The organism is Lacinutrix sp. WUR7 (assembly GCF_016864015.1).
GTDB lineage: Bacteria > Bacteroidota > Bacteroidia > Flavobacteriales > Flavobacteriaceae > Oceanihabitans.
In genome coordinates this window covers 35001-61347 of the sequence record NZ_CP045067.1, presented here as the reverse complement: position 1 = coordinate 61347, position 26347 = coordinate 35001, and the positions used below count along the sequence as shown (strand labels likewise).

General features: G+C 32.8%; 22 protein-coding genes. 15 read left to right on the top strand and 7 right to left on the bottom strand.

Features of this window, described 5'->3' with window-relative positions:
• The first annotated feature begins 71 nt into the window (after positions 1-71).
• A complete protein-coding gene (locus FG167_RS00270; RefSeq protein ID WP_203459508.1) occupies positions 72-1148 on the top strand; it encodes a hypothetical protein in 1077 nt (358 codons plus the stop codon).
• 73 nt (positions 1149-1221) lie between these two features.
• Here the strand turns inward: FG167_RS00270 and FG167_RS00265 are convergent, their stop codons facing one another.
• Positions 1222-1815, bottom strand: a complete 594-nt coding sequence (locus FG167_RS00265) for an outer membrane beta-barrel protein (protein ID WP_203459507.1) — start codon at positions 1813-1815, stop codon at positions 1222-1224.
• 177 nt (positions 1816-1992) lie between these two features.
• On the opposite strand from FG167_RS00265, the gene tgt reads away from it, so the two are divergent.
• The 14 genes from tgt (at position 1993) to FG167_RS00195 (ending at position 18576) form a co-directional block, all read left to right on the top strand.
• Positions 1993-3123, top strand: coding sequence for a tRNA guanosine(34) transglycosylase Tgt (tgt, locus tag FG167_RS00260; RefSeq protein ID WP_203459506.1), 1131 nt, complete (start codon positions 1993-1995; stop codon positions 3121-3123).
• A 48-nt stretch (positions 3124-3171) separates the two neighbouring features.
• Positions 3172-4248, top strand: a complete 1077-nt coding sequence (locus FG167_RS00255; protein ID WP_203459505.1) for an LptF/LptG family permease — start codon at positions 3172-3174, stop codon at positions 4246-4248.
• Positions 4235-5137: a DMT family transporter gene (locus FG167_RS00250; protein ID WP_203459504.1), complete on the top strand. Its 903-nt coding sequence runs from the start codon at positions 4235-4237 to the stop codon at positions 5135-5137. Before FG167_RS00255 ends, FG167_RS00250 begins: the two co-directional genes overlap by 14 nt.
• Positions 5138-5192: 55 nt before the next feature.
• Positions 5193-6146 carry an acetyl-CoA carboxylase carboxyltransferase subunit alpha gene (locus FG167_RS00245; RefSeq protein WP_203459503.1) on the top strand — a complete coding sequence of 318 codons (954 nt, stop codon included), beginning with the start codon at positions 5193-5195 and terminating at the stop codon, positions 6144-6146.
• 168 nt (positions 6147-6314) lie between these two features.
• Positions 6315-7850 (top strand): replicative DNA helicase, encoded by a 1536-nt coding sequence (gene dnaB / locus FG167_RS00240; protein WP_203459502.1) that lies wholly within the window; start codon positions 6315-6317, stop codon positions 7848-7850.
• Positions 7851-7894: 44 nt separating this feature from the next.
• The gene (locus FG167_RS00235; RefSeq protein WP_203459501.1) at positions 7895-8908 is read left to right on the top strand and encodes an AI-2E family transporter; all 1014 of its coding nucleotides are present in this window, start codon (positions 7895-7897) and stop codon (positions 8906-8908) included.
• Positions 8909-8965: 57 nt separating this feature from the next.
• Positions 8966-9889, top strand: a complete 924-nt coding sequence (locus FG167_RS00230; protein ID WP_203459500.1) for an aminotransferase class IV — start codon at positions 8966-8968, stop codon at positions 9887-9889.
• Positions 9876-10601: a sulfotransferase family protein gene (locus FG167_RS00225; protein ID WP_239004418.1), complete on the top strand. Its 726-nt coding sequence runs from the start codon at positions 9876-9878 to the stop codon at positions 10599-10601. Before FG167_RS00230 ends, FG167_RS00225 begins: the two co-directional genes overlap by 14 nt.
• Positions 10602-10652: 51 nt before the next feature.
• Positions 10653-11909: an asparagine synthetase B gene (locus FG167_RS00220; RefSeq protein WP_203459499.1), complete on the top strand. Its 1257-nt coding sequence runs from the start codon at positions 10653-10655 to the stop codon at positions 11907-11909.
• A 1-nt stretch (position 11910) separates the two neighbouring features.
• Complete coding sequence (locus FG167_RS00215; protein WP_203459498.1) at positions 11911-13611, top strand: sensor histidine kinase; 1701 nt, start codon at positions 11911-11913, stop codon at positions 13609-13611.
• The gene (locus tag FG167_RS00210) at positions 13604-14269 is read left to right on the top strand and encodes a LytTR family DNA-binding domain-containing protein (protein ID WP_203459497.1); all 666 of its coding nucleotides are present in this window, start codon (positions 13604-13606) and stop codon (positions 14267-14269) included. The genes FG167_RS00215 and FG167_RS00210 overlap by 8 nt, the downstream gene beginning before the upstream one ends.
• Positions 14270-14373: 104 nt before the next feature.
• A complete protein-coding gene (locus FG167_RS00205) occupies positions 14374-16611 on the top strand; it encodes a LamG-like jellyroll fold domain-containing protein (RefSeq protein WP_203459496.1) in 2238 nt (745 codons plus the stop codon).
• Between the two features lie 1260 nt (positions 16612-17871).
• A complete protein-coding gene (locus FG167_RS00200; RefSeq protein ID WP_203459495.1) occupies positions 17872-18150 on the top strand; it encodes an EF-hand domain-containing protein in 279 nt (92 codons plus the stop codon).
• 3 nt (positions 18151-18153) lie between these two features.
• Positions 18154-18576: a secondary thiamine-phosphate synthase enzyme YjbQ gene (locus FG167_RS00195; RefSeq protein ID WP_203459494.1), complete on the top strand. Its 423-nt coding sequence runs from the start codon at positions 18154-18156 to the stop codon at positions 18574-18576.
• Here the strand turns inward: FG167_RS00195 and FG167_RS00190 are convergent.
• The 6 genes from FG167_RS00190 to thrS all read right to left on the bottom strand — a co-directional run bounded on the left by FG167_RS00190 (position 18556) and on the right by thrS (position 26077).
• Positions 18556-19353 carry an HAD family hydrolase gene (locus FG167_RS00190; RefSeq protein ID WP_203459493.1) on the bottom strand — a complete coding sequence of 266 codons (798 nt, stop codon included), beginning with the start codon at positions 19351-19353 and terminating at the stop codon, positions 18556-18558. The two genes, FG167_RS00195 and FG167_RS00190, sit on opposite strands and share 21 nt — an antisense overlap.
• A gap of 72 nt (positions 19354-19425) precedes the next feature.
• Positions 19426-22689 carry an amidohydrolase family protein gene (locus FG167_RS00185; protein WP_203459492.1) on the bottom strand — a complete coding sequence of 1088 codons (3264 nt, stop codon included), beginning with the start codon at positions 22687-22689 and terminating at the stop codon, positions 19426-19428.
• A gap of 145 nt (positions 22690-22834) precedes the next feature.
• Complete coding sequence (rplT, locus tag FG167_RS00180) at positions 22835-23179, bottom strand: 50S ribosomal protein L20 (protein ID WP_055445373.1); 345 nt, start codon at positions 23177-23179, stop codon at positions 22835-22837.
• Between the two features lie 99 nt (positions 23180-23278).
• Positions 23279-23476 (bottom strand): 50S ribosomal protein L35, encoded by a 198-nt coding sequence (gene rpmI / locus FG167_RS00175; RefSeq protein ID WP_055445374.1) that lies wholly within the window; start codon positions 23474-23476, stop codon positions 23279-23281.
• Between the two features lie 81 nt (positions 23477-23557).
• Complete coding sequence (gene infC, locus FG167_RS00170) at positions 23558-24073, bottom strand: translation initiation factor IF-3 (protein ID WP_255564244.1); 516 nt, start codon at positions 24071-24073, stop codon at positions 23558-23560.
• Between the two features lie 69 nt (positions 24074-24142).
• A complete protein-coding gene (thrS, locus tag FG167_RS00165; protein ID WP_203459491.1) occupies positions 24143-26077 on the bottom strand; it encodes a threonine--tRNA ligase in 1935 nt (644 codons plus the stop codon).
• Positions 26078-26347: the final 270 nt, after the last annotated feature.

Here is a 26347-nt window from a genome sequence, read left to right as displayed (position 1 = left end):
CCAAAAAGATTTTTAACTATTTAGAATCTAATGGTATTCCATTTTTCAAAAGAAAAATTAAAAAATCACAAATGAAATTAACAAAAATTGCATTAATAGTATTTGCATTAATTATAGGAGTTGCAGGTTGTTCTTCAGATGATGATTCTTCTACAACTATTTCATATAGAGATAGAACAGAGGTTTATGCTGAAGATATCTTAGAAATAGAAACATTTTTAGAAACGCATTATTTGAATTTAGAAGATAATGCATTTGATTTTGTCGATCTATATAATCCATCTAATGATGATTTTGAAATTGTATTTAGCGCCTTAGAAGATGGTTCTACAGAAACCGCTTTAATAGATATGCCCCAACTTAAATTCAAAATGGTAGAAGATCCTGCAGAGGAAGGTTTGTTTTACAAACTTTATTACTTAGAGATGAGACAAGGTTTAGGGAATGAAGTGCATTTTATAGATAAAGCGGTATTAACCTATGAAGGAAGTACAACGGAAAGTTTTGTCTTTGATAATGCTATAAATCCTACAAGTTTTGAGCTTACTACGGTGTTAAGTGGTGGTGTTGTTACTGGCTTTAGAGAAAGCTTAATTGAGTTTAAAACAGCTACTAGCTTTTCTGAAAATAATGACGGAACATTAGCTTATCATGAACATGGTATTGGTGCTGCTTTTTTACCTTCAGGTATTGGTTATTTTGGACAAACGTTAACGACTGTTAGTAGTTATACACCTCTTATATTTAAATTTAACGTATTTGATCGTGTTTTGTTAGATCATGATAATGATGGTATTCCTTCTTTTTTAGAAGATTTAGACAACGATGCTAACGTGTTTGATGATGATACAGATGAAAATTCTGCTCCTGACTTTTTTGATGCAGATGACGATGGAGATGGTACAAATACCATTGATGAAATTGAATTGATTTCTTATGAATTAGATGATGATGGTTTGCCATTTTTAACTAAAGCGGATGCACAAAACCATTTTGATACTAGCGATCAAATAGATGCAAATGAAGTGCTTATTGATATTCAATTTGACTTTAGTGATAATACATACACACTTAATACATTTGTTGCTACAGATTCTAACGGTAACGGTATTCCAGATTATTTAGACGATACGTATCCTGAAGAATAAATTCAGAAAAGACTAAAATAAAAAAGCCACTTTCTTAATAGAAAAGTGGCTTTTTTATTTTGGTGATTTAAAATTATAATAAAATAGAAAAACTTAGTATCAGTTGATCTGGTCTAGTGTCAATTTTATCAACACCTTCTCCTTCTAAAAGATTATTACTAATAAAAGTAGCTTCGTTTTCACTAAAACCTCTTTCGTATCTTAAATCAATTCCAATGGAATTAAAGCTTACTCCAAAACCAAAATTTAAGCCTACTGTAAAATCATTTTCTACTTCACTAATAGTAACTCCATCAAATTCAGTATCTAAAATATATTGCAAAGAAGGTCCGGCAAAAGCATTAAAGAACTTTAAAAACTTAACACCAACTAATAATGGAGCATCAAGTTTTTGCATAATAAATGCGTCACTATCATAATCACTTTTTGTTTTGGTATATACCAATTCTGGTTTGAAAAATATTTTTCCATCTATTTTTCCAAATACACCAACATGAAAACCAACATTTCTTTCTGGGTTTTCATAAGTAGTTTCAGTAGATTCAAGATACTTTCCATTAGCATTATAATTTACACCTGCTTTAATACCAAATCCAGATCCTTGTTGTGCGCTTGAATTAAAGATAAAGGCAAAAAGCAAAAGACCTGTAATTAAGACATTTTTCATAATAATTCGTTTTATTGATTTCTTATTAAAACGAAGATACAAAGTAATTATTTTCTTTTACAAATGTTTCAATAGCTTTTATACAGATTGAAATGTAGTAGAAATTGTAATTTTATTAAATGTTTAAGAAGGTATCTTGTTTAGTTAATTATATTTGCCACTTCTTAATATGTTAAAATGAAATTTGAATTAAAAGGAAAAGATGCACAAAGTAGTGCAAGAGCAGGAGTAATGACGACAGATCATGGTGTAATAGAAACTCCAATATTCATGCCTGTTGGTACTGTAGGGTCTGTAAAAGGTGTGCATCAACGTGAGTTAAAAAACGATATTAATCCAGATATTATTTTAGGGAATACCTATCATTTGTTTTTAAGACCAAAAACAACCATTTTAGAAAAAGCTGGAGGACTGCATAAGTTCATGAATTGGGATAGAAATATCTTAACAGACTCTGGTGGGTATCAAGTATATTCACTTTCAGCAAATAGAAAAATTAAAGAAGAAGGTGTTAAGTTTAAATCGCATGTAGATGGATCTATGCACATGTTTACTCCCGAAAATGTAATGGAAATTCAGCGTAGTATTGGTGCAGATATCATCATGGCTTTTGATGAATGTACGCCATACCCTTGTGATTATAACTACGCGAAGCGTTCTATGCACATGACACATCGTTGGTTGAATAGATGTATAAATCATTTAGAGAAAACACCTTTAAAATACGATTATAACCAAACATTTTTCCCAATAGTACAAGGTAGTACGTATAAAGATTTACGTCGCCAATCTGCAGAGTATATTGCAAATGCAGGAGCAGAAGGAAATGCCATTGGTGGACTTTCTGTAGGAGAACCAGCTGATGAAATGTATGCCATGACAGAAGTGGTTACAGAAATCCTTCCAGAAGACAAACCTCGTTACTTAATGGGCGTGGGGACTCCAATTAATATTTTAGAAAACATTGCCTTAGGTATTGATATGTTTGATTGTGTGATGCCAACACGTAACGCAAGAAACGGGATGTTATTTACAGCACATGGAACGATGAATATGAAAAATGCCAAATGGAAAGATGATTTTTCTCCAATTGACGAAATGGGAATTACCTTTGTAGATACAGAATACAGTAAAGCGTATCTGAAACATTTATTTTCCGTAAATGAATTGTTAGGAAAACAAATTGCAACCATTCATAACCTTGGTTTTTATATGTGGTTGGTTCGTGAAGCTAGAAAACATATATTAGCAGGAGATTTTAGAACATGGAAAGATATGATGGTAAAACAAATGGATAAACGTCTATAATAAATTTAAACACTTAATACCCCTTCCCTTTGGAGAGGTTAATAGAGGATGAAAATACTTGATTGGTACATATTAAAACGCTATTTGTCTACATTTTTCATGATGTTGCTACTCTTTATTCCTATTGGAATAACAGTACACCTTGCCGAAAAAATTGGTAAAATTCTTGAAAATGATGTGCCTATTGGTGAAGTCCTACTTTACTTTGTAGATTTTACCATTTACTTTGCACATTTACTTTTCCCGTTATTTTTGTTTTTATCGGTTATCTTTTTCACCTCCAAACTTGCAAATAATACAGAGATTGTAGCCTTTTTAAGTTCCGGAGTTTCCTTTACCAGATTTTTAAGACCTTATTTAATTGGTGCTTCTATTGTTGCTGTATTTGCCTTGATATTAGGGTTGTACTTAGCGCCAGAAGCAAGTAAAGGGTTTAATGATTTCGATTTTAAATACTTTAAAAAAGGAAAGAGCGCAGCAAAAACACAAAATGTTTTTCGGCAAATTAATGATAACGATTATATATATGTAAGTAGTTTTAATATTAAAGAAAAACTAGGACAAAACTTCACTTTAGAGCATTTTGAAAACGATAAAATGATCTCTAAAATAGAAGCGCAAAGTATACGCTATATTGAAAAGGATTCTACGTATAGATTGATTAGATATGTAAAGAGAACTATTGGAGAACACGATGATATTATAGTAAAAGAAAAAAGAAAAGATACTTTGTTTTCTTTCGATTTAGAAGATTTAACTCCTGTCGAGTATATTGCAGAAACACTTACCTATGGAGACTTAACAAAGTTTATTGCTAAAGAAGAACAAAGAGGATCCTCTAATATTGGACGTTATAAATTAGTAAAGTATAGAAAATGGAGTTTGCCAGTTTCGGTATTTATATTAACCATTATAGCAGTTGCAGTATCTTCTATAAAACGTCGTGGAGGAATGGGAGTAAACCTTGCTTTCGGTATTTGTATTGCAATGATATTTGTGTTTTTCGATAAAATCTTTGGTGTTATGGCAGCGCAATCCGACTTTTCGCCAATACTAGCAGTATGGTTTCCTAATATAATCTTTGGTGTTCTAGCTACATACTTATTATACCATGCTAAACGATAAGCTAAAAAATTACCTGCACTTACATGTACTGGTCTTTATTGCTGGGTTTACCGCAATACTAGGTGAGCTAATTACCATTAGTTCGGTGCCATTAGTTTGGTTTAGAATGGCAATGGCAAGCATATTAGTAGGTGTTTACGTCGCTGTTTCTAAAACGAAAATAAAAATTTCTTTAAACGATATAGTAAAGCTGTCTATTGCAGGTGTAATTATAGCTTTACATTGGATTACCTTCTTTGGAGCCATAGACGCTTCCAACGTTTCTATAACTTTAGCGATGTTTTCTACTGGAGCTTTTTTTGCTTCATTAATAGAACCTTTAATTTACAAACGAAGCGTTATTTGGTACGAAATACTCTTTGGTGTCATTGTAATTATAGGAGTGATTATTATCACGCAAAGCGAAATGAAATACATTAACGGAATCATTTTAGGTATCACATCTGCTTTCCTATCCTCATTATTCGCCGTACTTAACGGAAAATTTTTAGAAAAACACAGTGCAACTACCATTTCGTTTTACGAATTTATAAGCGGAGTAGCCTTTATAACCATATTTCTTTTAGTTTTTTATGATGGTTTTTCCCTTTCCTTTTTTCAATTACCTACATCCGATTATATATACTTATTCATTCTAGCATCTATTTGTACGGCCTATGCATTTATAGCTTCCGTATATGTAATGCGATACATAAGTCCATATACGGTTGTACTTACCTATAATTTAGAACCTATTTATGGTATTATTTTAGCAATCTTACTTTTTCCTGAAAAAGAAAAAATGACCACAAATTTTTATTATGGAGCATCTTTAATTCTTGGAGTAGTGCTACTTAACGGCATTTTGAAAAATAGGAAAGCTTTAAAAGCAAAGAAGATAAAAGAGTAAACAAAAAAAATACGTAATTTTGCACACTAACTATTAATTAAACTTAAATTCAAAAATGGAATATTTAGAATTTGAACTACCTATAAAAGAACTAGAAGATCAATTGCAAAAATGCCAAATCATTGGTACTGAAAGTGATGTAGATGTTACGGAAACTTGTAAGCAAATTGAAAAAAAACTTTTAGAGACCAAAAAGGATATATATAAAAATCTGACACCATGGCAACGTGTACAAATGTCACGTCATCCAAATAGACCGTATACTTTAGATTATATTAAAGCACTTTGTGGAGACTCTTTTTTAGAGCTTCATGGTGACAGAACCTTTAAAGATGATAAAGCAATGATTGGTGGTCTAGGTAAAATTGGAGACCAAAGTTTTATGTTTATCGGACAACAAAAAGGATACAATACAAAAACTAGACAATATAGAAACTTTGGGATGGCAAATCCAGAAGGGTACAGAAAAGCGTTACGCTTAATGAAATCTGCCGAAAAATTTGGTATTCCTGTAGTTACGTTATTAGATACTCCTGGAGCTTATCCTGGTTTAGAAGCAGAAGAACGCGGACAAGGAGAAGCTATTGCTAGAAATATACTTGAAATGACAAGGCTAAAAGTGCCAATTATTACCATTGTTATTGGTGAAGGTGCTTCTGGTGGTGCATTAGGTATTGGTGTTGGAAATAAAGTATTAATGCTAGAAAATACTTGGTATTCTGTAATATCACCAGAATCTTGTTCTTCTATCTTATGGAGAAGTTGGGAGTATAAAGAACAGGCTGCAGATGCATTAAAACTTACTGCTACAGATATGAAAAAACTTGGTATTGTAGATGAGATCATCAAAGAGCCACTTGGTGGAGCGCATCAAGATAGAGAGAAAACATTTGCTTCTGTAAGTACGGCTATTCTTAAAAGTTTTGAGGAGTTTAAAAACTTATCACCAAAAGAATTAGTAAATCAACGTATGGAAAAATATACAAACATAGGAGTTTATAAAGGCTAGTCCGTATAAAACCACTTGATAAAAAAATCTGAAGTTAGACGCTTCAGTTTTTTTTATGCTTATTAACAATATTTATTACTTATTAACAGTTAAAATGTTAACTACCTGTGAAGATTGAACTATCTTTATACGTACTAATATCTCAACAATTTATTTACATTCGCTTACATGAAGCAACCAAATCAAGTAAAAGGCTATCCAGTCGATAAGAGTACAATAATCAATCTTGAAAGAGGGAAAATTCCTCCGCAAGCTCTTGATTTAGAGGAAGTTGTGCTTGGCGCAATGATGATCGATAAAAAGGGTGTAGATGAAGTTATTGATATTTTAAGTGCAGATGCTTTTTACAAAGAAGCACACCAACATATATTTGAAGCGATATTTCAACTCTTTGAAAACAGTGAGCCAGTCGACTTATTAACCGTTTCTAGTCAATTAAAGAAAAATCAAAAGTTAGATTTATCCGGAGGAGATTTTTACCTTATTTCACTTACGCAAAAAGTGTCTTCTTCCGCGCATATAGAGTTCCACGCACGTATTATTTTACAGAAATTTATTCAGCGTAGTTTAATAAAAATATCTTCAGAAATCATTGAAGATTCGTATGATGAAACACAAGATGTTTTTGATTTATTAGATAGAGCAGAATCTAAATTATACGAAGTAACACAAGGTAATATTAAGAAATCGAGTGAAACTGCTCAAGACTTAGTAATTCAAGCGAAAAAGAAAATTGAAGAAATATCCAATCAAGAAGGTTTAAGTGGTATTGCTACAGGATTCAATAAACTAGATAAACTTACTTCTGGTTGGCAGCCTTCCGATTTAATTATTGTAGCTGCTCGTCCAGGTATGGGTAAAACAGCATTAACCTTATCTATGGCTAGAAATATTGCCGTAGATCAAAATGTACCAGTAGCATTCTTTTCTTTAGAGATGGCTTCTGTGCAGCTGATTACGCGTTTGATTTCTAGTGAAACCGGATTGTCTTCCGAAAAGCTAAGAACAGGGAAACTAGAAAAACACGAATGGGAACAATTAAACGTAAAGGTGAAAGGTTTAGAAAAAGCACCTTTGTTTATTGATGATACACCTTCACTTTCTATTTTCGATTTACGTGCAAAGGCAAGACGTCTAGCATCACAGCACGGTATTAAAATGATCATGATTGATTATTTACAATTAATGACCGGTGGACCAAGTCATGGTGGAAATCGTGAACAAGAAATCTCGATGATTTCTAGAAACTTAAAAGCATTAGCAAAAGAACTAATGGTTCCTGTAATTGCACTATCGCAATTATCGCGTGCTGTAGAAACGCGTGGAGGAAGTAAAAGACCTTTACTATCCGATTTACGTGAATCTGGAGCGATTGAGCAAGATGCCGATATTGTAAGTTTTATTTATAGACCAGAATATTATAAAATTGATGAATGGGATGATGAAGAGCGTTCACCAACTGAAGGTCAAGCCGAATTTATTATTGCGAAACATAGAAATGGTGGACTAGAAAATATTCGTTTAAAGTTTATTGGACACTTAGGTAAATTTGATAATCTTGACGATTTTGATTCGCCTTTTGAGTTTCATTCTAAAATGAATGCAGCTGCAAACGATGATACTTTCATATCTGAAAACTTACCATCACCTAGCGATGCATTTGGTGCTCCTGATGATTTTGATGATAATGATGTACCTTTTTAAACTAAATTTGTAATAGCTAGAGTAATAGAAAAATAAGAACCTACATGTTAAGCGAACGCAGAACCACCAACATACTACTATTAATTATAGTGATACCAATTTTATTTTATTTATTAAAAGTATTGTCTTTTATATTTATTCCGTTGGTGTTTGCTATGTTTATAGCATTACTGTTTTTACCATTAATGCGTTGGTTAGGGAAACGTAGAGTTCCAAAAATAGTAAGTATAATTATTGTCATTTTATTAATTGGGATTGGATTAAAAGCAGGAGTAGAGCTTATCAAATTATCTAGTAAACAAATTATGGCTAGTGATACTGCTTTTTTTGAAAAAGCGGAAGTTAAAATAAATGATGCAGCACAATACCTAGAAAATACTTTTGGGGTAGAGATGCAGAAAGACAAAAACATCTTATCGCAATTTATTCAAAAAGAAAACATTGGTACAACCGTTGGTTTTTTACGTCAGTTTTTAACCATGTTACTCATGACGGCATTCTTTGTGGTACTCTTATTAGCAGAGTCTATTAACATGCAGGATGTTTTAAATAAGATGGTTTTAAAGAAAAAACGAACTTCTCTATTAGCATACGGTAAAATACAGAAAGAACTAAATACCTTTATAAAAGTAAAGTTTTTAGTTAGCTTTTTAACAGGTCTTGGTACCGGTTTAGCTTGTTATTTCTTTGATGTTAGTTTCCCAATCTTTTGGGGGCTTTTTGCCTTTGCAATTAATTTTGTGCAAATGGTTGGCTCTTTTATTGCAGTCATTGCACTTTCCATTTTTGCGTTTATAGAACTAGATCCAACAAGTACTTTGTTTTTCTTTGTACTTGCTATTACAGGAGTTCAAGTATTATTTGGAGCTATTTTAGAACCTGTTTTTATGGGAAAATCATTCTCCATAAATATTATAACAGTCTTAGTGATGTTAATGTTTTGGGGATTTCTTTGGGGAATTCCAGGACTTATTATGGCTATTCCTATTACTGTGTTTCTTAAAATTATCTTCGAACAGTTTCCTAGTACTAAAAAAATATCTGATTTAATTTCTTAGAATATTACACGCGGTTTTCATTATCTTTAATTCTCAAAATTAAAAGATAATAAGTTCATGGTTCATGGTACGCATAATGCTGTAGAAGACAGCAGAAATAAAGACATTCAAATTTATATTAACGGAGAATTCTACCCAAGAGAGGACGCTAAAATTTCGGTTTTAGATAGTGGTTATCTTGTAGGAGATGGAATCTGGGAAGCACTACGATTACACAAAGGGGTTCTCGTTTTTCTAAAAGATCATTTAGATAGATTGTGGCAATCTGCAGCAAGCGTTGGTATGCAGTTTCCTTTTACTAAAGAAGGATTGATTGAAGAAGTCTGGAAAACCTTAAACAAGAATAATATGCAAGACCATGTGCACGTGCGTATTATGATTACTAGAGGAATTAAAAAAACACCATCTCAAGATCCTAGACTAACTATTTCTGGACCAAATGTGGTTATTTTACCAGAATACAAAAAAGCGTCTCCAGAAAGTAAAGAAAAAGGAATCACTTTATTTACAAGTACCATTCGTCGTGGTTCTCCAGATTATTTAGATCCTAGATTAAATTGCCATAGTAAACTGCACGAAGTACAAGCACTTATTCAAGCCATTGAAGCTGGAGCCGACGAAGCTTTAATGCTCGATGTCAACGGTTTTGTTGCTACTTGTAACGCCACTAATTTTTTCATTATAAAAGATAACGAAGTGTATACTTCTACCGGGCAATATTGCATGAATGGTATTACCAGAGCAAAAGTTATTGAAGCGTGCAAAATAAATAATATTCCATGTCATCAAAAAGACTTCTCTTTGTTTGATGTATATGGTGCAGATGAAGCTTTTGTAACTGGAACATTTGGAGGCTTAACACCAGTAACAAAAATTGATGGTAGAATAATAGGTGAGAAATCTTATGGCGATTTTACTAGAAAGCTAAGCGGTTTATATAATGAGCTTATAGATAAAGAAGTTGCAGATGGAAAAGACTAAACGCATCTGTTTATGGTCTGGGCCTAGAAATATTTCTACCACTTTAATGTATAGTTTTGCACAAAGACAAGATACAAAAGTGGTGGATGAACCTTTATATGCCCACTATTTAAGTAATACCGATGCAAAAGACTATCATCCAGGAACCCAAGATATCTTATATACTTTAGAACAGGATGGTAATAAGGTGATAGCCGAAATGATGACCAATACTTCCAGTCCTGTTTTCTTTTTTAAAAATATGACACATCATTTATTAAACTTGGATAGAGGTTTTATGAAAGAGGTATACAATGTGATACTAACGCGAGATCCTGTAGAAATGCTTCCTTCGTTTGATAAGGTAATCCATAATCCAACTATAGAAGATGTTGGTTATGCCAAACATACCGAGTTGTTAGATTATATGGAAACAAATAATATAAAACCAATTGTTTTAGATTCGAAACGTGTTTTATTAAATCCGAAGAAAGTTCTAACCCAATTATGCGATTTTATAGGTATTCCTTTTGATGAAAACATGTTGCATTGGCAAGCTGGAGCTAGACCAGAAGATGGTGTTTGGGCAAAATATTGGTATGCAAATATTCATAAATCTACGGGATATTTAGCCTACAAACCAAAGACCGAAACTTTCCCAGAGCATTTAAAACCGTTATTAAACCAATGCAAACCTCATTATAATACATTACTTAAATACGCTATTGGTTAAAATTATATTAATGCAGGTTTTAACGTAATAATTTTAAGTATCTTTCTTGCAATGAAAAAAATAATCACATTAATTCTAATACTTTTAGTAACACACACTTATGCTTCTTACATTCTAATTCCTATGGATGCAGAAACGCAAAAGAACCATTTAAAGGCCTACGGAATTACCTATTGGACTTTAGAAAAACAGCTAAAAGTAAAATGGCTACTTAATTATCGTGGGGGATCTTTTCTTTTACCAGATAGTCAGGAAATTCAGCGCGAATGCCAAATACGAGGCGTTTCTTTCGAGGTTTTATCTAACGCTAAAGCGGAAGGTATTCTAGAAGAAATTAGTAGTCCGAGTAAAAACATGGAAGCCATTGTATTAGAAAAAGCACCAAAAATTGCAGTCTATACACCAAGAGGAAAATTACCTTGGGACGATGCAGTTACTATGGTTTTAAGCTATGCTGAAATTCCTTATGAAACCATTTACGATGAAGAAGTTTTAAACGATGCACTTTTATTGTATGATTGGTTGCATTTACATCATGAAGATTTCACAGGACAATATGGTAAGTTTTATAGAGCATATAAAACGGCTTCCTGGTATATTGAAGAAAAAAAAGAAGCAGAAGCACTAGCTACTAAATTAGGATACGATAAAGTTTCACAAGAAAAATTAGCCGTTTCCTTAAAAATACGAGACTATGTAATTGGTGGCGGATTCATGTTTGCCATGTGTAGCGCAACAGATAGTTTTGATATTGCACTTTCTGCACAAGGATTAGATATTTGTGAACCTATGTTTGATGGCGATGGAAGTGACGCTAATTATCAAAATAAAATTGACTACAGCAAAACCTTTGCATTCAAGGATTATACCTTAGAGCAAAGCCCAAATGTGTACGAGTTCTCTAGCATAGATATGACCCAAAAAAGACGGATTTCTAAAACGGTAGATTATTTTACGTTGATGGATTACTCGGCTAAATGGGATCCAATTCCTAGTATGTTATGTCAAAATCACACGGCATTAGTTAAAGGTTTTATGGGACAAACCACTTCTTTTACACGTGAAGAAATTAAAAGTAACGTTTTGGTTATGGGAGAAAATAAATCGAATGGAGAAGCAAAATACATTCACGGTATCAAAGGAAAAGGATTTTTCACCTTTTATGGTGGTCATGATCCCGAAGATTATACCCATCGCGTTGGGGATCCTAAAACCGAATTAGACCTGCATCCAACTTCCCCAGGTTATAGACTTATCTTAAATAATGTGTTATTTCCTGCTGCCAAAAAGAAGAAGCAGAAAACCTAGTATGAGATATCTTCTTCTTTGTATTTCATTGCTTATGTTTCAATTGTCCTTTTCTCAAAAGGATGAAATTGTAGATTTTGGTCAAAATTTAATTCACGAAAATAAACTAGATGAAGCAATAACCTATTATGCTAAACGCTTAGTAGAACCTCGTAGTGAGGAACAGAAAATTCATTTGCTTTTAGGATTTGCAGAAGTGTATAAACTTAAACTAGATTATAACACAGCTAGTGATTATTACATTAAGGCTTTTGAGAGCATTAAAAATATAGATGATAAGCAGTTAAAGTTTTTATACCATGTAAAAATGGCAGAGTTTTTTAGGAAGAGAACCATGCTAGCCGAATCTGCAGCTCAGCTTGATAAAGCAGCACTTATTTTAAAGGGGAATAAGGTGGAAGATCTTTATTTAGCTAAATATTACAATCGTAAAGCAGCACTTTTTACAGAGTTTTATCACATACAAGATTCTACACTTTTTTATGCCAATAAATCACTGGATTTATCAAAAAAAATAAAGGATAAAGATAATGTGTTTTATTCTTTACTTGAAATTGCAGGTGTTTATGAACGTAAAAAAGATTATAAAACGGCAATACGCTATTTAGAGGAAATTATTGATGTTGCAAGAAGTAATAATATGGAGCAACAGGAAGCTGATGCTTATATAAGTTATATTATGGCTTTATCAAGAAGCAATCAATTAGACAAAGCATTGAAAATGGCTTTATATGCAGCCGATTTTTCTAAAAAAAACAATTTATTATACAATGAAATAATCTTTAATGAGAATATTCAAAACTTGTATTTTAGACTTAATAATACAGAAAAAGCATACGAGTATTTAAAAGACAGATTAGCACTTACTACGAAGTATAATGAAATACAAAAGGAGGAATTGTTATTAAATGTAGAAGCGCAATATAAACTAACAGATAAAGAAAATCAAATTACCATTAATAATCTCGAGATTATTAATCAAAAGAAGGAATTAGCTTCTAACCAAATAAAATTATTGGTTAGTATTGGTTTACTTATAGCGGTGATATCTTTGGCATTATTGATTTCCTACTTCTTGAAAAAGGAGAAGAAGAGCAATAAACAATTGAAACATTTATCTCAAGAAAATCAGTTTTTATTAAGTGAAGCCAATCATCGTATTAATAATAATTTGCAATTAGTTGTTATTTTAATTTCCGATCAATTAAAGAAATCTAGCAAGGATAACAATTTTCAGCTAAAAAATATTTTAACTAAAGTCGAAGCTATTTCTACATTGCACAAACATCTGTATAAAAATGAGGACATAAGAACAGTAGATGCATGCAGTTATTTAAACGATGTTAAAAAGAGTTTCTTTGCATTGTTTGCAGAAAATAATATTCAAACAAATTTTAAGATTGCTTCTGTAGATATTCCTTCAGACTATGCAATGTATTTAGGGTTGTTACTTTCAGAGTTATCTATAAATTCTATAAAACACGCTTTCCATACGCAAGAAAATAAAGGAATCAATTTTGAATTGAAGCACAACGATAATTGGCTGTCTTTTCACTATTCCGATAACGGAACGACTTCATTAAATAAAACAATGAAACCCAAATTGGTAGATAAAATCTGCCGACAAATGGAAATGGATTACAAGATTACTACCGAAAACGGATTCTCATTTTCACTAGTTAAAGAACTACATAATGACTAATATAAAAAATACAAAAATACTTATTGTAGAAGATGATGTGTTTATTGCAGAATACATTGCAGAATTACTTCAAGAAGAAAACTTTACGAAGACCAAAATAGCGAAGAATAAAGAAATGGCCTTGTTAGAAATGGAAAATTTTTCACCAAATATCATATTAATGGATATTAATTTAAAAGGTGTAAACGATGGAATAGCACTTTCTAATGCTAAAAATAAAAATGCTATCATTATTTTTATAACCGGGCAACATGATTTTGCATTAATGAATGAAGCCTTAAAAACAAATCCAGATGCCTATCTAACCAAACCCGTTAAAAAAGTAGATTTGTTAGCCTCTATAAACTTGGCTTTACAAAAAAAGCAAGTGAATATGTTTCAGTTCAAAGATGGTTATGACACGGTTAGTTTAGATTATAACGATATTAAATATATAATGGCAGATGGTAATTATGTGAATATTCAAACGACTTCAAAAAAATATACCATTCGTAAATCTTTAAATACCATTGCAGAACAACTGCCAGTAGCTATATTCAAACAAACGCATAGATCGTATATCGTTAATAGTAATAAGATACAACGTGTTACGGCAAATTTTGTGCGCATTAGTGAGATAGAAATCCCATTATCTAGATCCTTTTCTAAAAAATTTTAAGTAGCCGTTTACATACAAAATAGCGCGTTTCAACCCTTTTTATGTGTATTTCATGGGTTAAAAGTTAGATTTGGAGTCTTAAAAACCTAACAAATCTATTTTACATGAAATCAAAATTTTATTTTTTTATATTGGTGTTTTTATGCCAAATTATGTCTTACGGACAAACACTTGATCAATCGAATACCGATAGTCCTTTTGCTAATGATCGTGAAGGATGGGGACAAGGCTTTACCGCGGGATTGGATGGTACATTATCTCAATTTAATTTTCAATATTATAATCTTGATAATCCTCCTTTGGCTTGTGAGTTAAAGATTTATGAAGGAGGAGGTAATTCTGGGACACTTTTAGCTACGGAAGCATTTACGTTAACTGCTGCATCCGATGCTGAATATGAAATTTCTATTTCAACAACAGTAAATGTCACCTCTGGACAACTATATACCGCATATATTACAACAGTAGATGGAGTATCAAAAATTGAGTTTGGATTAACTAGCGGTGCTACTTATGCAGATGGTCTTCTTTATGCTTTAGATGGAAGTACCATTACTGGTTTTGATTTATGGTTTAAAACTTTTGTTGTAGAAGCACCAGATGCCCCAACAGCTAGCGATCAAGCATATTGCATTGGAGCAACAGTTGAAAATTTAGAAGCAACAGGAAGTAACTTACAGTGGTATATTAGTGAAACAGAAACTACAGCCTTAAACACAACAACGGTATTAGCAACAGGAACTTATTACGTTTCTCAAACCATAGATGGTATTGAAAGTAGTAGAACTGCTGTTAATGTAACTATTAATAATGCACCAGATGCACCAACAGTAACAACACCAATAATTTATAATCAAGGAGATACAGCGACTCCGTTAAGTGCTACAACAGCTGCTAATGGTACTGGTTTATTATGGTATACAGTAGCAACAGAAGGAGTTGATTATGCATCCATAACACCAAGTACTGCAACATTAGGAAATACTTCTTATTGGGTAGTTAGTACAAATGATGCAGGTTGCGAAAGTGAACGAGAAGAGGTTGTTGTAACCGTTAATGATCCGTTACCAGCTACACATTTAAATTTTGACGGATTAGATGTTGTAGATTTAAGTGATCATTTAACAACTCATTTTGTTGGAAAAGATGCTGTTACTCTTGAGGCTTGGGTTAGACCAGAAACGAATACAGGATTTGGGACTATTGTTAGTAACTATTCTTTCCCAATAAATAATAGTGAATTTCAAATGCTATTAAGAAGAGATGGTAATAACTATGTTGTTGCATTAAATATACCAAGTTTTGCAATTTTAACGGTTACAGCATCTAATACAGTAACAACCAATACTTGGCAACATGTTGCTGCAAGTTATGATGGATCTACCGTTAGTATATATGTGGATGGAGTTTTGATAAGTTCTACAACTGCAAATGGAGCATTTGGAAATGTATCTTCTAATTTTGTAATTGGCGGTAATGCTAGAACAGAAGATTTCATTGGTGATATAGACGAAGTTAGAATCTGGGATGTTGCAAGAACTGCATCGCAAATTGACCACTTTAAGTATTGTGAATTACAATCTAGTGAAATTGGCTTAGTTGCATATTATCCATTTAACCAAGGAGATAATGCTCAAGATAATACAGCAGAGTCTATGCTTACTAATGCATCTTCAAATGCAATAAGTGGTACGTTAATAGGTTTTCCATTAACGGGAACAACAGGTAATTTTTTAGCGGGTTCTCCAATGCTTCCACAAGCGTTGATTGTAGAGCAACCTCAAGATCTAACATTTTCTGATACAGATAATTCTGTATCTTTTAGCATTGTAGCTTCAGGTGTTGCTTCATACCAATGGGAGTATTCTTTAACAGGAGAAGCACCAGGTGGTTCTCCTGCTCCAGAAGGATGGATGGAATTAGATGATTCATTAACAGACCCTGATGTTTCTGGTGCAACAACGCAGACTTTAACTTTTGCAGGAGACAATTTAGACACACTTACCATGCTTAAATTTAGAGTAGTATTGAATGGACAATCTAATTGTTCTACCATTTCTAATGAAGTTATAGCTAGTCAAACATTAGATGTTAATCAAATCGATATGCAAAATAGCATTCGTGTGTATCCTAATCCAACAAACGGAGTACTTACTATTTCAAACACATTAAATACAGACTTTGAAGTAGCGGTATATGATATGAATGGGCGTGCATTATTACATGAAAATTACAATCAAGAGAACAATCATTTAGATCTTTCTAATTTTAGTCAAGGCATCTATCTGTTAAAAATAAAATCGAGATTTGGGGAAATTTCGAAGAGAGTGATTAAACAATAGCATTAATCATTTGTAGGTAGAAAAAGGTCGTAGCAATACGGCCTTTTTTGTGCTTAGAAAACAATATAAAATGTCGTTTACATACAAACTATTGCACTTTAAATCTATTTATTTATATATATGCAAAGAACAATTAACTTTACAGCCGCTATTAATTAATAATCCGTTATTGAGGTGATTTCCTATATTATTAAACAGTGTCATAGATAATATGTCACTGTTTTTTTTTTAACCTTTTTTTTAATATTATAATGGCGTTCTATTCTCGCTCTTTTTAAAGAAGAGCAAGAATTGGCAGGCTTTTCGTTATATCTTTTTTTATTTATTATTCATGCATTTTGCGAATACTACGCGAAATACAGGAACAAACATAAAAAAAGGATGCCACTACAATCCTTAACGCAAATCCTAACAAACCTTCATCTAGGGAAGAAATATAACAAACACAATAGGGCAATTAAGCATGGCGCTTTCGAGTGCATTCATTTTTAAGGGAATAATTTTAAGGATATAGCTTTTATTTACATAAATTTACGCCACCTACTTACTTCTATGGATACAGAAAAGCAGAATAGCTTTCAGTTCCTAAAATAAGAAACAAAAATTGCGAAAATAATCCCTAGATCATGAATTTATTATTTGGTTTCCTTGTTAGTTTGATTGGATTGGCTTTTTTATTATGTAATACATTTCTATTTGTAACCAATAGTAATATGCGCAAGAAAGTCTATAGCATTTTTCTAATATACCTAATAGCCTTGTCTACCATAGAAATTGCTTGTCATATTATTGGATACCTACATCCCAATTTAAATTTATTTATCTCTCATTTCTATTTTATTTTTCAATTCGCTTTTTTAAGTGCCCTGTTTTATAAGCTTTTTAAAGAAAAAATATGGAAGCAATTAATAGTTGTAATTTTTGGTATACAAATATTAATCTTAGTTTGGATGTATGCCGCTAATCCCGAATTATTTTGGACGTTTAACATCTATGAAATAGTTTCTACATCTATAATTTTAGTCGTATACGCTTTGTCTTTTATCATTAAAAACCTGGATGTACAACATAATTATTTTAATTTTTCTATTGGTCTAATTTTGTATTTATGCTGCAGTATTACCATATTTTTATTCGGAAATTTAGATTTAGTATTATATGAAAATCCGTATATTGATATATGGATTTTCAATTCCGTATTTTATATTATTTTTCAAAGTATGGTTTTTAGGGAATATCTATTTTTAAAAAAGCACTAATATGGCAACTAAAGAAATTATCTTAAACAAAATTCAAATCCTTATTACAAACAATTTTAACACTCCAGAAGAAGCTTTTCATTTCTTTGATAAAGATAGTGACGGTAAACTTTCCAAAAGTGAAATCGTAAAACTACTTAAAGAAGCAGAAATTAACGGATTTATTCGTGGTTTAGTATCTTCAAAACTTATTGAAGGCTATGATAAAGATGGGGATGGCTTAATTAATTGGGAAGAGTTTAAATTTGCGATAGATGAAATAACAGACGATTCTAAATAATACATGAAATTTTTTCAAAAAGAAATTAAACTCAAACCTTATTCTAGAGGATTTCATCTCATAACAGAGCAAATAGAATCCACACTACCCGAAATGAGTGACATTCAAATCGGACAATTACAGGTTTTTATTAAACATACTTCTGCAAGTATTACCATAAACGAAAATGCAGATCCAACGGTTAGATTAGATTTTGAAAGTCATATCAATAAAATGGTTCCAGAAAATCTGCCGTATTACAAACATACTTATGAAGGAGATGATGATATGCCTGCACATATTAAAGCATCTTTAATGGGAACTTCGGTTCAAATTCCAATAACAAACGGAAAACTAAACCTAGGGATTTGGCAAGGTATTTATCTTTGTGAACATAGAAATCATGCTTCCGGAAGACATGTAGTCTTAACTGCCTTCGGAAACTAATTGTTCTAAAATTCGCTCCACACCAAAATCATCATTATTCGTAGTTTGATAATTCGCAATGGCTTTAATATTTTCATGCGCATTTTCCATAGCATAACTATAACTTGCTCCTTGTAACATTTCAAAATCATTATTGTAATCGCCAAACGCCATCGTTTCTGCAGGACTTATATTGTGCTTTTGTTGAAGAAAACGTAAAGCATGCCCTTTGTTAGATTCTGCTTCCGATATATCTACCCAATGATTTCCAGAAACTACTACGTTATATTCCGGAGATAAATGTTTCACAAAAGGATAAATATTTGCTTCCGAATTGGTAGCATGATACAACGCGATTTTAATCACTGGATCTTTAATTTCTTCTATAGAATCAATAATAGTATAGTTTGAATAGTATTCCGAAAACACTTGAATCATATCTGAAGAAGCTCTTTTTATATACGCTTGGTGTTTCGTGCAAAACATAGGAAAAGTATTTTCTATGCTATTTACAATTGTAAAAAGTTTAGTAAGGGTTTCATTATCCATTGCATTAGATAGAAGTAAGGTGTCTTGCTCTAAAACTAATCCACCATTTTCTGCAACAATAATAATGTCTTCCACAATAGCTGCTAGTTTTGTGGTAATACTATAATAAGGTCTTCCGCTAGCTGCAACAAACAAAATGTTTTGCTTTTTTAATTCTTTAAAAACATCAAAAAACCTGCGGCTAACTTCATGATTGGAATTTAATAAGGTACCATCCATATCTGTAATTACCATTTTTACTTGCGTCATATATTCTCTAATTTCTTTACTCTAGTATAACAAAAAAAAACCGAATCCATTAAGATTCGGTTTTATTAATTTTTAATGTGTGCCTAAGTGACAGCCGCAAGCACCTCGAGTAAAACTTTCACTGTCTTCATTCCAAGGAAAACCTGCGTTGTATTTGTTGTTTTCCCAATAAAACGGCGTTCGCTTTTTCGAATAGTTTCCAATTTCATCCATAGTTGCAGAATCGTATAAACGACCATTAATCATGGTGTAAATAATGCTCTCCGAATTTCGAATATCTTCCAACGGATTATCGTCCATAACAATTAAATCGGCAAGCTTTCCTTCTTTTAAAGAACCAATATCGGCATGCATTCCTAAGTAATCGGCACCATTTATAGTTGCAGCTTTTAGTGCTTCATGGTTAGTCATGCCACCTTGTTGTAACATCCATAATTCCCAGTGTGCACCAAGACCTTGTAACTGTCCATGCGCTCCAAGATTTACTTTTACACCAGCATCAGCCAAAGCTTTACAGGTTTCAGAAACTAAAATGTGACCGTTTTTATACTCTTCTTCCGGAGCCATAGTACGATGTCTAGATCTAGAATCAATAATGCTTCTAGGCATAAATTTCAGTAATTTTTCGTTTTCCCAAACATTGGTATGCTGATAGAAATATACTTCCCCATTTAATCCGCCATAATTTACAATCAGTGTGGGCGTATACCCAACATTACTATTTCCCCAAAGTTCTAAAACGTCTTTATAAACGGGAGCAACAGGAATATTATGTTCCACTCCAGTATGACCATCCATAACCATAGTTATGTTATGATAAAATGTAGATCCACCTTCGGGAACCACAAATATTCCCTCTTCACGAGCGGCTTGAAGTACTTGCTGACGCTGCTCTCGTCTTGGCTGATTATAACTTTTAACCGACAATGCACCAAATGCTTTTGTGCGTCGAATAGAAGAACGCGCATCTTCTAAATTATTAATAGTTGCCTTAAAATCACCATCTGCACCATATAGTATAAATCCAGTAGAGTAGAGGCGTGGTCCTACTAAAGTTCCATTTTTTTGTAATTCGGAAAGGGCAAAAACGGTTTCCGAATTTGCAGAAGGATCATGAGAAGTAGTCACACCAAAAGCTAAATTTGCGTAAAATTGCCAATGTTTTTGTGTGGTTAATCCTGCACGAAATGCGCCAATATGCGCATGTGCATCTACCATTCCTGGCATAATGGTTTTCCCAGTAACGTCATAAACTTTTGCTTCGGAAGGAATCGTGATTTCTGAAGCATTTCCAATAGCTTCAATTCTATTATTTTTTATAATAATAATTCCGTTTTCAATAACTTGATCGCCTTCCATAGTAATAAGTCGTGCACCTTTAAATGCAATTATTCCTTCAGGTTTATCCGTTTTTACAACCATATTAATTGTAATTCCCGTTTCTGTTAATTTGGTTTCTTCGGAAGCTTCCGCTGTAAAGTAAGTATTTCCTAAAGTCCAATGTACTTTTTTACTTTCTTTTGACCAATGTAAATTGATCCCCGCATCTTTTGAAAGTTGCGTGATAGGAACAAATTTTGAAGTATCTGTTAAGTCTATAGCTTGACCAGATTGTGGCATTGGTGCCATATATACTTTATGTAAATGAATAAAAGCGATCCATTTTCCATCCGGACTTGGAACTAATCGATTACCACGTTCCGATTTAATTAAAATACGTTCCTCTTGTCCGTTTAAATCAACACTTTTTAATTCTTTAGTTAGATTACCACCAAACATGGGACCTTTTTGATATATAATGCGGTTATCTTCCGCATTAAAAATAGGGAAATTTCCTTCTTTGGTAATAAACTGAATATTATTTCCATTTACATCCATAACATACAAACCTGTGTTTTTTGCAAAAGTCCTTCCTTGAGCAATATTTCCTGATTGTTTTTTAAACACAATTTGTTTTCCGTTTTTAGAATAAGCAGGAGTTCTATAGATTCCTTTTTCTTTGGTTAATTTTTTAGAAGTTCCTCCGTTTGCAGAAATAGCGTGAATACTTCCAAGGTTTTCATCATTCCAAGTAACATAAGTGATATTTTTTCCATCGGGAGAAAAGGCTGGTTCAAACTCAAAATCGGTTCCAGAAGTAAGTCGTTTCGGAGTTCCATTTGGCACTTTCATGGTCCATAAATAACCTAGCGCATTAAAAACAACACTCTTTTCGTCAGGAGAGGTTACCAAATGACGAATCACTTTAGCGTCAAAAGTGTCTGGTGAAACTGGAGTATCCACTTCTATTGCTTTGGCTATTTTAATGGTTGCGTCTGCTTGAAAAGGAATATTTGTTACTTTCAAAGTGTTGGTGTTTATGCGATTTATTTTTCCGCCAGACCAAAACACAATATCTTCATTATTTGGCATCCAACTAAAATTAGTATACACGCCAAAAATAGCCCAAGCTTCTTGTTGGTCTTTATTCAATGCATCATAAATTGGCCGTTCTTCACCAGTTTCTAAATCATGAATATATAACACGGTTTTGGTACGAACACGTTTTACGAAAGCTAGCTTTTTACCATCTCTTGAGATTTGTGGTCTCGCTGCACCACCAGGCCCACCAGTAATTCTTTCGGTTTTACCAGTTTCCATATCGTATGCATTTATAGCATAGATTTGTTGGTTAGGATCTTTGTTATACTGAAAAAATCCGCCAGGATAAACATCTTCACTGTAATATAAATGTTTTCCATCCGAAGATAGACTGGGTTCGTTTACATCCTGTTGATCATTTTTCTTTTTGGTAAGTTGCAGTCCGCTTCCACCAGATTTATGATACATCCACATTTCTCCAGCACCCAAAGATCGTCTAGAAGAAAAGTGTTTTCTGGCGATTAGATAATTTCCATCTGGAGTCCAAATAGCATTATTCAAAAGTCGGAAACTTTCTTTAGTGACTTGCTTTGCATTACTACCATCTATATCCATAATCCAAATATTATCACCACCACCTGCATCACTTGTAAATGAAATCTGTTTGCCATCTGGACTAAAACGCGGTTGGATTTCAAAAGCCAATCCTTCTCTTAAAATGGTAGCTTTTCCTCCTTGAATAGGCATAATGTATATATCTCCAAGTAAATCGAAGGCGATTTTTGAACCATCCGGACTCACATCCAAATTCATCCAAGTGCCTTCATCTGTGGAGAGTTGGAGTTCTTTAAAATCCCAATTGCCTTCTGGATTCGAAACATCCCAAGTCGCTTTTTCCTTTTCATTATCTTCTTGACTAAAAGCGGTAATTGTAAAGACGAGGAATAGGATGGGAATAAGAGATATACGATTCATGAGATAGCTGTTTTATACCGAAAGATACTTATTATATTTCAAAACGTTTGTTTTCAAAGTTTTGAAAAAAAGCAAAAAAAAATCCGAATCAATGAAGATTCGGATTTCTTTATAAGCGAAATATGTTATTATTTAGGCAAATGCCTTATTTTACTTTATCTACAATTGCTTTGAAAGCTTCTGGGCTGTTCATTGCTAAATCAGCTAAAACCTTACGGTTTAATTCGATATTGTTAGCTTTTACTTTTCCCATGAATTGTGAATAAGATAAACCATGTTCTCTAGCTCCTGCGTTAATACGCGTGATCCATAGTGCACGAAATGTTCTCTTTTTTACTCTACGGTCTCTATACGAATATTGCATCGCTTTGTCAACCGCATTTTTTGCTACTGTCCAAACGTTTTTACGACGTCCAAAGTAACCTTTTGCTTGCTTAAGAACCTTTTTTCTTCTGGCTCTCTTCGCTACTGAATTTACTGATCTTGGCATAATTTTAATTGTTTTTTGTAGTAGGCGATCAATTTAATGATGCTTTATTTGTTGCCTAACTCCAGGGTTATTAATTTGTGTTAACCTATTAAAACGATATTACTTAATACGTAACATGATTTTAACGTTTCTCTCATCTGCTTTATGTACTAAACCATCATGAGTTAATTTAAGCTTACGCTTTTTAGACTTCTTTGTTAAGATGTGACTCTTAAAAGCGTGCTTTCTTTTTATTTTACCAGTACCTGTAAGCTTAAATCGCTTTTTAGCACTAGATTTTGTTTTCATTTTAGGCATTTTTTCCTAGGTTTTTTAATTTCGCTTATTATTTTTATGCTAAACTCGTTTTAGCATAGATGCAATAGTATACACTATTGTCTATTTATTCTTTCTTGGAGCGATAAACATAGTCATACGTTTACCTTCTAATCTTGGCATTTGTTCTACCTTCCCTAATTCTTCCAGATCTTGGGCTAATTTTAATAATAAAATTTGTCCTTGTTCTTTGAAAATTATGGAACGTCCTTTAAAGAATACAAAAGCTTTTAATTTAGCTCCTTCCTTTAAAAACTTTTCGGCATGTTTCTTCTTAAATTCATAATCATGATCATCCGTTTGGGGACCAAATCTTATTTCTTTAATAATAACTTTTGTTGCCTTAGATTTTAAAGCTTTGTCGCGTTTCTTTTGTTCATAAAGAAACTTCTTATAGTCCATAACTTTACACACAGGTGGTATTGCTTTAGGCGAGATTTCAACAAGATCTAAACCTTGTTCGTCTGCTATTGCTAAAGCTTGCTTTGTTTTATATACACCTACTTCAATATTATCTCCTACTAACCGAATTTCTTCAGCTCTAATTTTAGAGTTAATTCTGTGTTGGTCCTCTTTTATTACTCTAGGCGAGGATGATCTTCTTCTACGTATTGCTATGACTTTTATATTTAAGTTAAACTTATTATTTTAAAATTGCTTTAATGTCTTATTCACTTCTGTTGCAACAATTTCTGAGAATGCTTCTACACTAATCATGCCTAAATCTTCTCCTCCATGTTGTCTTACAGAGATTTTTCCTTCTTGCTCTTCATTTTCACCGACAATAATCATATATGGGATTTTCTTCATCTCCGCTTCACGGATCTTTTTCCCCATCGTTTCATTTCTATTGTCTATCAATGCGCGAATTTCGTTATTTTCTAGCAAACTTAAAACATTTTTCGCGTATTTTTCATATTTCTCACTAATTGATAACACAATTACTTGATCTGGCATCAGCCATAGTGGGAAATTACCTGCAGTATGCTCTAGCAAAATAGCAATAAAACGTTCCATACTTCCAAAAGGAGCACGATGTATCATTACCGGCCTGTGAAGCTCGTTATCACTACCTTTGTAGCTTAATTCAAAACGTTCCGGTAAGTTGTAATCTACTTGAATCGTTCCTAATTGCCACTGTCTACCAAGGGCATCTTTTACCATAAAGTCCAATTTCGGACCGTAAAAAGCGGCTTCGCCAGTTTCTATAACATAATTTAAACCTTTGTCAATTGCGGCATTTAAAATAGCTGCTTCTGCTTTTTCCCAGTTTTCATCACTTCCAATATATTTTTCCGGAGTTTCAGGATCTCTTAAAGATACTTGTGCCGTAAAGTTTTCAAATCCTAAAGAACCAAAAACATAAAGTACTAAATCAATAACATCTTTAAACTCTTTGTCTAATTGATCTGGAGTACAAAAGATATGTGCATCATCTTGCGTAAAACCTCGTACTCGAGTTAAACCATGTAATTCACCACTTTGTTCGTATCTATATACCGTACCAAATTCTGCAAAACGCTTTGGTAAATCTTTATAAGACCATTGTGTACTATTGTATATCTCACAGTGATGCGGACAATTCATTGGTTTTAATAAAAATTCTTCACCTTCTTTAGGCGTAGTTATGGGTTGAAAACTATCTGCACCATATTTTTCATAGTGACCAGAAGTTACATATAATTCTTTCTGACCAATATGTGGCGTGATTACCATTTCATAACCAGCCTTCTTTTGTGCTTTTTTTAAGAAATCTTCTAAACGTTCTCTTAAAGCAGCTCCTTTAGGTAACCATAATGGTAAACCTTGACCTACTTTTTGCGAGAAAGTAAAAAGCTCTAATTCTTTACCAAGTTTTCTGTGGTCTCTCTTTTTTGCTTCTTCTAATAATTCTAAATATGCAGTAAGTTCTTTTTGTTTAGGGAAGGAAATACCATACACACGTGTAAGTTGTTTGTTCTTTTCATCACCTCTCCAATACGCCCCAGCAACAGATAGTATTTTAACTGCTTTAATTATTCCAGTGTTTGGTATGTGTCCACCGCGACATAAATCCGTGAATGTATCATGATCACAAAAAGTAATAGTACCATCTTCTAGATTTTCTATTAATTCTGTTTTGTACTCATTACCTTTATATAAAGCTAAAGCTTCTGCTTTAGAAGCGTCTCTCATTTTAAACTCATGTTTACCACGAGCTATCTCTATCATTTTGTTCTCAATAGTCTTGAAGTCCTTTTCCGAAACAACATGCTCGCCAAAATCTACATCATAATAAAATCCATTATCAATCGCAGGACCTATAGTTAGTTTTATTCCAGGGTAAAGACTCTCTAATGCTTGTGCCAGTACGTGAGCACTAGAATGCCAGAATGCAGTTTTCCCTTCATCATTGTTCCATGTATAAAGAATCAAAGATCCATCGGTGGTTAACGGGGTCGAAGTCTCAACTGTTGTACCGTTAAAACTAGCCGAAATAACATTTCTAGCCAAACCTTCGCTAATACTTTTAGCAACATCCATAGGAGTAGTGTTCTCTTCAAACGCTTTTATGCTCCCATCAGGCAAAGTAATCTGTATCATTGTGTAATATTAAATGTAAGTGACAAATATAATAGTATAAAAATTCACTCACAATATATATATAGGTATAAATTTAGAATTATGAAAAACCGAGCTATTAGAATGTGTTATATAATAGGAGTAGTACATCCTTTTTTTGTGTTCTTATAAAAGGAGTGCGTTTTATATATCATTTTTTGGGCGTTCCGTTATTTACCTAAAGGGGTAACTAACGTCAGGCTATCCGCTAAATCTTTTTGTTACCTTATATATAGAGTAGAGAAGTAGTCT